The sequence below is a fragment of the Streptomyces sp. NPDC056480 genome (assembly GCF_042795405.1).
GTDB lineage: Bacteria > Actinomycetota > Actinomycetes > Streptomycetales > Streptomycetaceae > Streptomyces.
On the sequence record NZ_JBHTSA010000107.1, the window covers coordinates 18409 to 27274 of the forward strand.

The 8866-nt window shown below is 69.3% G+C and carries 5 protein-coding genes and 2 pseudogenes; 2 read left to right on the top strand and 5 right to left on the bottom strand.

The genetic code is table 11. The annotated features are described in order from the left end of the window. Positions 1-6: 6 nt before the first annotated feature. Together ACFQ79_RS32395 and ACFQ79_RS32400 are read left to right on the top strand one after the other, a co-directional pair. Positions 7-3678: a LysM peptidoglycan-binding domain-containing protein gene (locus ACFQ79_RS32395; RefSeq protein ID WP_383590084.1), complete on the top strand. Its 3672-nt coding sequence runs from the start codon at positions 7-9 to the stop codon at positions 3676-3678. A gap of 695 nt (positions 3679-4373) precedes the next feature. Then, on the top strand, positions 4374-5210 hold the full coding sequence (locus ACFQ79_RS32400) for a helix-turn-helix transcriptional regulator (RefSeq protein WP_383590086.1): 837 nt from the start codon (positions 4374-4376) through the stop codon (positions 5208-5210). Positions 5211-5257: 47 nt separating this feature from the next. Here the strand turns inward: ACFQ79_RS32400 and ACFQ79_RS32405 are convergent. The 5 genes and pseudogenes from ACFQ79_RS32405 to ACFQ79_RS32425 all read right to left on the bottom strand — a co-directional run. Then, positions 5258-5464: pseudogene (locus ACFQ79_RS32405) on the bottom strand (Tn3 family transposase); the annotation flags it as partial. Positions 5465-5477: 13 nt separating this feature from the next. Then, positions 5478-5723 (bottom strand): hypothetical protein, encoded by a 246-nt coding sequence (locus ACFQ79_RS32410; RefSeq protein ID WP_383590088.1) that lies wholly within the window; start codon positions 5721-5723, stop codon positions 5478-5480. Positions 5724-6194: 471 nt separating this feature from the next. Next, the gene (locus ACFQ79_RS32415; protein WP_383590089.1) at positions 6195-7820 is read right to left on the bottom strand and encodes a tyrosine-type recombinase/integrase; all 1626 of its coding nucleotides are present in this window, start codon (positions 7818-7820) and stop codon (positions 6195-6197) included. Between the two features lie 150 nt (positions 7821-7970). Further along, complete coding sequence (locus tag ACFQ79_RS32420; protein WP_383590091.1) at positions 7971-8315, bottom strand: hypothetical protein; 345 nt, start codon at positions 8313-8315, stop codon at positions 7971-7973. Between the two features lie 338 nt (positions 8316-8653). Then, a pseudogene (locus tag ACFQ79_RS32425) lies at positions 8654-8866 on the bottom strand (hypothetical protein); the annotation flags it as partial.

Consider the following 8866-nt stretch of genomic DNA (forward strand, 5'->3'; position numbering starts at 1 on the left):
CCGCTGATGCCCGCTCCCCGCTCCCTCGGGCGGCGCCTACTGCGCGCCCTGGTGTCCACGGTCGTCCTGACCGCTCTCCTGGCCGGCCTGCCCTGGCTGCTCTACGCCACCACCACCGCCGTCTGGGCCCAGGGCACCGAAGCCATCGCCCACCTGTTCACCCGCCAGGACACCGGCGCCGCCTTCATGCTCGCCCTGTGCGCGATCGGATGGATCGCCTGGGCCAGCTTCACCCTCTCCGTCCTGCTGGAGATCCCCGCCCAACTCCGCGGCCGCAGCGCCCCGGCCCTTCCCGGACTGCGCCTGTCCCAGCGCGCCGCCGGCACGCTCGTTTCCGGGGTCCTCGTTCTCTTCGCCTCCAGCACCCTCGCCTCCGCAACCCCCGCCCTCGCAGCGCCCATCACCGCCACCGCGACGGCTGAGATCGTCCAACCGGGTTCTGTGGCGACGACGGCGACGGCCGAGCGCGCCGCCGAGACGGCCGGTACGGAGCGGGCGGCGTCGCGTACGTACACCGTCCGCGACGCGCGTCCTGCCGAGAGCCTGTGGAGCATCGCCGAGAAGCTCTACGGCCACGGCGAGCTCTACACGAAGATCGCCGACGCAAACGAGGGCCAGCGAATGGCCGATGGCACCATCTTCAGCGTCGACGCACCCATCCAGGCCGGATGGATGCTCGCTCTCCCCCACTCCCCCACAGACACCACGCCCCCGGCTGCCGATGCAGGTCCCACCATGCACGCGGTGAAGGAAGGGAGCAGCACTCGTCAGCGCACGGGAGAGGCCACACGTGCCGACGCTGCGGCGAAGACGGTGGTGTCCGGTACGGAGTCCGGGCTGCAGCACACCGCAGGTCCGGCGGCCGGGGACACGAGTGACAGTCGCTTCCCCTCGGGCGCAGCGGGTACCGAGCAGCCGACGGAAGTGACGGTTCGCGAGGGTGACAGCCTCTGGACGATCGCCGGCGCACATGGCAATCCCGAGGACTGGCCCGCCATCTACGAGGCGAACAAGGGTGAACCGATGCCGGGCGGCGGCACCTTCGACAACCCCGACGTGATCCTCCCCGGCCAAGTGCTGGACCTTCCCGGGACCGGGGCCCCCAATGCACCGGCCCCGGACCGAAGCACGACCAAGCCGAAGACACCCGCTCCGACCGAGGACACCCAGCACTCGGAGGAGCCGTCATCCCCGAGTACCCCCGGAGCGGGCTCCGAGGCCGACCAGGACGCCCCGCCCGCCGCCACCCCGTCTCCCTCCTCCACCGCCCAGCCCTCGACCAGCCCGGCCCCCGTCCCTACCCCCCGCGCCACGAGCACTCCAGCGCCCGCCGTCGATCACAGCGCCAACGACTCCACCAGCACCTTCCTGTCCGCAGCGGGGGGCACCCTGGTCGCGGGGGGCGTGGTACTGATGCTCCGGCGACGGCGCACCCTGCAGCGGCGCCGCCGTGAAAACGGCACAGCCATCGTGATGCCCACCGGTCGTGCAGCGGTCACCGAGCAGGCACTGCGCAGCATGGACTCCACCTCCGAACTGCTGCTCCTGGACACCGCGCTGCGTACGCTCGCCTCCCGCCTTGCTGCCGAGAATCGGGCGCTGCCGCCTGTGGCGGCCGTGCAACTGGGTGCCGAGGGCGTCCTGCTGCACCTGTCCGAGACCGCGGACAACAGCGACGGGAAGAACTCGCTCGAGGCGGTGGCTCCGTTCACCGCGGTCAAGGACCGATCAGACGTGTGGTGGTGCCCGACCGGCTCTACCGACCTCGTGGAGAGCGACAAGCTTGCCGAGGTCACCGCTCCGTATCCGGGGCTCGTACCGCTGGGGGAAGACACAGGCGGCGGGGTCCTCCTCATCGATGTGGAGGAGTTCGGTGCGCTGCACCTGAGGGGAAGCCGCCGCCTGCAGATGCTGCGCACCCTGGGTATCTCTCTGGCTTTGTCTCCGCTGGGGCAGGTCGATGTCCTGGTCGCGGGTGAGGACACGGCCCCGGGTCTGTCGCTGCTCGACGCCCAGCGGGTCCAGCCGCATCAGGACCTCGCATCGGCCGCCGCCGCAGCGGACGCGCACCATGCCGACCAGCAGCAACTCATGGCCGATGCGGAACTGCCGGATCTGTTCCACGCCCGTGTGTCAGGAGAGGCCGAGGAGTTCCAGCCCCTGGTGGTGCTCTGCGATCTCGATACCTGCCCGGCTCCCGAAGCCGTCAGCCGGCTCGACAGCATCCTGGACGCCGAGCCCCTGTCGTCCACCGCGGTCATCACCAGCGGAGCGCAGCCCGCCCGTGCGGCCGTCAACGAGGTGTGGGAGATCGACACCGATGCCCCCGTCGTCGCGGTGCCGAACACCTCGCTGCACTGCGTGCTGGCGATGTGCAGCGACGACGAGTACGCCGACATCCTCACGCTCGCGGTGACAGCAGACTCCCCCACCGGCGTACCCGCCGCAGAACCCGTCCCTCTGGCCAGGCTCCTCCCCGGTCTCGAGCCCGCCACGCCCACCGTTCCATCACCGGAGCCGGCCTCGAGTACAGGCGGGGCGGCGCCGAGTCTGCTGTCAGTCCTCGCCGAACTCGACGAGGATCCTGAGGACACGGGTGAGAAAGAAGATCACGAGGAGGAGGGGTCTGAGGCCGTCGGCGAAGCCGTTGCCCAGGCTTCGGTGACCGCCCGTCCTTCCTCACCGTCTGCCTCTGCCGGCGCCTCTGCCCGTGCCACGGCCGGCAGCGCCGGCGTCATTCCGGCAGTGCCGGTGCTGCCCGCCTCAGCGGCGCCGGGACACGTGGTCCTGCCCTCCTCGCGAGCCCTGCCACAGATCAGCGTCCGGCTGCCCGGCCCGGCCCCGGCCACTCCCCCGAGCCAGCCTCCCGCCCCCGCCACCACCCCTGCGCCCGTCGGCTCACCCGGGGCAGAGCCACCGGACATCGACTTCCCCCAGGACCGGCCAGTGGTCAGCGTCCTGGGCACGGTGGAGGTCACTGGGGCCCGCGGTACGGTCGACTCCAACCGGCGTACCCGGGCCATGGAACTGGCCGCGTTCCTCGTTCTTCACCCGGGCGCCACGGCCCCGCAGATCGATGAGGTCCTCTCGCCTCGCGGCGGGCTAACCAACCCCAATACCCGCAACACCCGCCTGCGTGATGTGCGGCGGTGGCTCGGTCTCGATGACGGGGGCCAGCCGTTCTTCCGCCGCATGACCAAGCACGCCGAAGGCCATCGGCTCCTCGGTGTGGAGTGCGACTGGATCCAGTTCCAGCTCCTCCACGACATCGCTCTCCAGGTTCCCCGCGACCAGGGCCAGGGCATGCTCCGCCGCGCGCTCGAGCTGGTCCGCGGCCGCCCCTTCTCCGGCGTCAGCTCCACCTACTACGGCTGGGCCGAGCCGATCGTGGAGGACATCAACGACAAGGTCGTCAACAGCGCCAGTCTGCTGGCGAACTGGTACCTCGAAGCCGGTGACGGCCCGGGCGCGCTGTGGGCAGCCAGCCGCGGTCTGGAGGTAGCCAGGGAACGCGAGGAGCTGTGGCGCCACCGCTTCCGTGCCCTGGCTCTCCTGGGTGACCACTCCGGACTTGAGGAAGCCATTCAGCGGCTGGAGGCTCTCCTCGTGGACCACGGATGGGCTATGGAGGAGGAGACCTCCGAGACCATTCGCATGGTGCAGGCCACCCGCCGCTGACCTATCGCCGAGAAGGGGTGGGGCCGCCAAGCCGGTGCTCCCACCCTTTTCCGTTCCCGACCAGCTCCGGGGACCGCGCGGCCTCTTGGCACGGCCGGCGCGTCCGCGATTACAGACAGTCCAAGCACTCGCCCCGGCTGCCCGGTGGCCGCCTCTCAAGAGGCGCCGGCGATGTGGTGGGTCACTCCTGAGTGGGAGTAGTGCCCGGTCACTGGATGGACCTCCCATTGCGGCAGCTCTCTGTTCGACGCCACGGCGGTGCCACGCAACTCACGCTTCGGCCAGTAGAGGCTTCTCTCGAGGGGCGCTTTGCCGTTGGGCAGCCGTCAATGACAGTCCCCTCACGACGGATTCGGGCATGAGGCGCGCAGGCTGACACCGTCGGCTTCGACGGCGGCCTGGATCTGGGCAACGCGCTCAGCGTACGAGGGCGGCGCGTGGGTCGGCTGTTCGTCACCGCGGGGCTTGGGAACCGCGGCAGGGGACGCACCTCGCGCGGTTCCCCCTGCCACGCAGGCTGCGGCCCGGTCTTCTCGCTCGCGGTCGCAGGTCCGGCACGAGCCGCTGGTGTCGAGATCGATTCCGTCGTCGCACCGGGTGCTGGTGCAGTCGCCTCGGCGGACGAGGGCAAGCCCTAGGCCAACGGCCTTGCGGATCCCGGGGCTTTCAACGGATTCGGCGTCAGTCTCGTATCCGTGCTGCTGCCATCGGCGCCTCACACGGTTCACCAGCTGGAGCGTGGTGATCTCCCGGGCGAGTTCCGTACGGATTTCGTCGACGAGGATGCTGGGCACAGGAGACGGAAGCCGGTCGCGCAGCTGGCGAGGGAGCATCGAGAGGGACGGTTTCGCCGCCGGGTGGCCGGTACTCCCACCGATGTGGATCCCACCGTGGGCTATGTCGGACTGCCGGACCAGGAGGAACACTTCGCTCACCCGGCAGGAGGCGACGAGTGCACGTCGATCAGCGTGACGCCTGATTGGTGGCGGGGTCTGGCCGGGGAGAGCGCCCGCCTCAGGGCTGACGCGCTCTACATCGACGCCCGGCTCGACCTCGCTCACCGGCGTGTCCTCGCGGCTGCTCAGGGCCGCGACGCGGACTACGCACTCTCGGAGTCGCTGCTAGGACTGCTCGCCGAAACGGTCGGTCAGGTTGCTGCCGCGCCGACGCCGGCCAGTGCCGCGCGGCGCCCACTCAAGGACGAGCGTGCCCTCGTCACGACAGCCCGCCAAGTGATCGCCGACGGACATCCGGCCTCGGTGGCACTGCTTCCGCTCGCCGAGCTGCTCGGGGTCTCCCCCTACCGTCTGAGCCGCGCCTTCTCCCGCGAGCTCGGCGTGTCCGTCACCCGATATCGCAACCGGGTCCGCGTCGGCCAGGCCCTCGACCGACTGGAGCAGGGCGAGAACAGCCTCGCTGCCCTCGCCGCCGATCTTGGCTTTGCCGACCAAGCACACCTGTCCCGGACTGTACGCCAGCTCGTGGGCCACCCACCGACAGCGCTGCGGCAGTTGCTCGCACCCGGAACATGAGCCGCCGATATTCCCACAAGCCGGACGGGCCGCCCTGCTGGGCGGCCTCACTTCTCGTCGACAGCTTCCAGGTTACGCAGGGGCCGCATCCCGCCGGGCAGCTCCGGCAGCTGGAAGGAATACCGGCCCAGCATGTTGATGTGATGCCGGACGAACGGGGAAAGGCGGGCGACGTCCTCGTCGTGGACGTCGAAGCCGTCCGCCCTCAGCCTGCTGGTGGCGGCGTCCATGTAGCGGGTGTTGAACAGCACCACGCAGGTCTCTGAACTACGAGGGCTGAGTGGATCGGGTGACGATCTGGCTGAAGGTAGGCAGGCCGAGGTGGACCACGGTGGATCGGCGGGCGACTTCGGCGTCGAGCTGGGTGAGCTTGTCCTGGGCGGCGGCGAGGCTGACGCTGAGCCCGTCGACTTCGCCGAGCCAGCCTTCGCGTTCGGCTTCGGCGATCCGCGCGATGAGGTTGACTCGGATCTCGTCGAGGCGGGGCCGCTCGTGCGGGTCGACCCGAAGCATCGCGCATCGGACGTAGGCTTCTCTGAACTACGAGGTGAGGGCGACAGCTGAAGTTCGGTCGTCGGCCAGCTTTGAGCACGGATGGCGACAGCGGATGTGCACCAGCTCGGAATGGCACTCGCCCGGGGGCCGAGGTCCATGTGCGCGAGAACGGGAGGCACCCCCACGTCGCCTCGGGGCAGTGCACCGGGCTCGCGGCAATCCGTTTCCAGAACGCGATCAGGGCCCGGTCCTGGGTCGACGGCAGCGCCGCGAACAGCGTGTTGAACCACTCGTCCGGGATCGAGCGCGGGATCCGACGCGGAACACTCGGCCGGTAGCGGCCCACCCCGCTCCGGAGCCCAGGTGTCCATCGGGTTGTGGTGCGCGTGCGCGCGTCCCGAGCGTCGAGCCAGATTCAGCGGGAACGGGTTGAGCAGCAGCCCGGTGCCGGCGTCGCGGTGCATGTCGTAGAACCGGCGCAGCACCGTCTCACTGTGGACGACGGTCGAGGGGGCGTAGCCCGGTCCTGGACTCGGCTTCCCCGTCACCGGATTCGGGGCGCCCACGGACCGACTCGGCCCCCGCGTGACCGCGGCTGCCCTCGGCTTGACCGTGAGCTGAATCCAGCAGCTGAAGTCCCGCGCCTCGACACGCGTTGCCCGATCCCACGGCACGTCGACGGCCCGCAGGAACCGCCACCACCGCAGCAAGTCCATGCCGTAGGAACGAACTGTCGCCGCAGCCTTCCCGGCCGCCAGCAACTCCTGGAAGAAGGCTGCGACCGCCTCCACCACGACACCATCGCCGTCGACAAGCCGGTAGGGCTCGTACCGCTCGCCGGTCTCCACGAGTCGACCCAGCCGTGGAACCGAAAGCCTCGACAACTTCCGCTCGGGAACACGATCGTCCATCACGATCGCAAACCGTACTGCGCCGAATCGGAACCCGTGCCCTGAACTGCACAATCACCGTGCTTCGTTCAGTCAACGGGGCATGCTCGTGGATGCACTCGCTGCGGAATGACCGGCCGCAGGAGCCGAGGGAGAGTTTGCGGCGCTCGAAGTGGCCCAGGAATGCCTCCCACTCCTCGCTGGTGGGGACGCGGTATTCCTCGCCGGGTCGCAGGCTGCGGCGGCGGGCGATGAATGCCTGGTGGGCGGCGATGGCTGCGCTGGGATAGACGGCGTTGTAGTGCATCGTGGTTTTGATGTCGTCGTGGCCGGCGATGACATGCGCGATGTGCGGGGGCAGGCCGTTCATGATCGCGTCGGTGATGAACATCCTGCGGAAGTCGTGGGGCTGGTAGTCGAGCAGCTCGCCGGCGGCGTCGGTCAGCTGGGCGGCCTCGATGACTTCGTTGAGTGCCTTGCGGATCGTGTTGACCGACAGGATGTGGTCCTCGCCGTTGACTTGCCATTGGAACAGCAGCGGCATGGGAGGGTTCCAAGCCCTCTCGGCCGCGTCGTAGCTGACCACCAGGGGAACGACCCCGTTGGCGCCGCGGATCCGGCAGACGATCGCGCTCAGGACGTCCGCGAGTTCGGGGGTGACCAGCAGGACGCGTTCCTCGTCGGTCTTCGACGGGGCGATCTGCAGCAGCGGGACGACTTCGCCGGTCGTGGGCAGCCGGTATTGCAGGATGTTGTGGTGGCTGAGCTCCAGCATCTCCTCGATCCGGATGCCGGTGTGCCGCAGCACCTCGATCGTGGCCCAGGCCCAGAAGGCTCGGTTCTCCGCGGCCTTGAGGTCGGTCCGCCGGCCGTCGGGCTGGAGGTGGGCGGTGGTGGTGCGGTGCGGGTCGGCGGCCCAGTTTGAGGTGCGGGCCTTGCGGTAGGTCTCGCCGAGCACGGTGAATTCGGTTCCGGCCGGGATGGCTTCGATGGCGCCGAGGCGGGTCCGCGTGTCCTTGAGGTGTTGGTCGGCGGCGCGGACGAGGGCGGGAAGGTGCGGGAGCCGTTCGCGGGTCCGCTGGTGTGACCAGGACTTCTGCCGCTTCTGGCGCTTCTTGTTGGAGACCGCGGAGATGGGGCAGCGGACAGCGTACTGTCCCCAGCGAGCCGGTTCCTCCAGGGCCCACTGGGCAAGGTCTAGGTAGAACGCCCTCACCGACATCATGAGGGTCGGCGCGTCCTTCCTGGGGACGCTGGCCTCGGTGACCGTTCCGTTGGGCTGGCGGTGGCGGACACTCTTGGTGGCCAGGCGGCTTTTCCAGCCCTCGGCGACTTCGGGCGCCAGGTCGAGGGAGTCGATGCCGGGGTGGTGTCGCTACAGGTCGGCCCAGAAGTTGGACGCCAGGATCCGGGACAGCCCCTGGAGCGAGTTGTAGTCCAGGGAGGGCTGGCGTTCGGTCAGGTAGTCAACGATGACGTCCCGGACCGGGCGGCAGTGCAGCTGGTAGCGGTCGACCAGGTCGCCGACGCTGATCTGTCCGGTGAAGGTCTCCAGGCGGCTGAGCGAGGCCGGGGCGTCGGGCGGGAACTGGCCGGCCGTCCGTAGCCAGGCGTAGGCCAGCATCGTGGCGTGGTTCCAGTACTTGCTGGCGGCCCACCGGATTTCCATGAGGTCGCCGACGGTGCAGTCCTGGATGGTGCCGCCTTTGGTGGCCAGCACCGCGCAGATGACCACGCGGGCGGTGCCGCCCGAGCGTGAGGTCCATTGGTCGGATGGGACCGCTGCTTCGAGCCCCTGAGGCTGGCTGCTGCACTATCGCCCGCATTGCCAGGCCGCTACAGCCTCGGGCAGGTCGTCGACCAGGAGGACGACAACCTGCTGCTGGACATGCACCCCGACCCAGCGGACAGGGTCGCCTTCTCGTACCAGAAGTGCCAGGACGCACCCACGCATCGCCAGCGTGTGCTGGCTGCGATGCGCACCGAGATCCAGTCGCAGGTCAACACCTCATACGAGTCCCGCGAGGCGTCCCCCACGCTCGTGTCCGACGAGACCGGTCAGCCCCTGACCCCGCCGCCGAACACGTCTCGTACTTCCGCGGCCTGCGCTTCCACGACATCTCGATGGAGTTCGGCCATGGCGCCGGCGGCTTCGACGCCGTCGACCTGACCTCTGAGCTTGAATTTAAAGGTTTTCCCTCGGCTCGTTGGGTCGGGGGTTGTCCTTTTTGTGGTGGTGTTTGCCGACGGGGTGGCGGGGTGCGGGGCTGG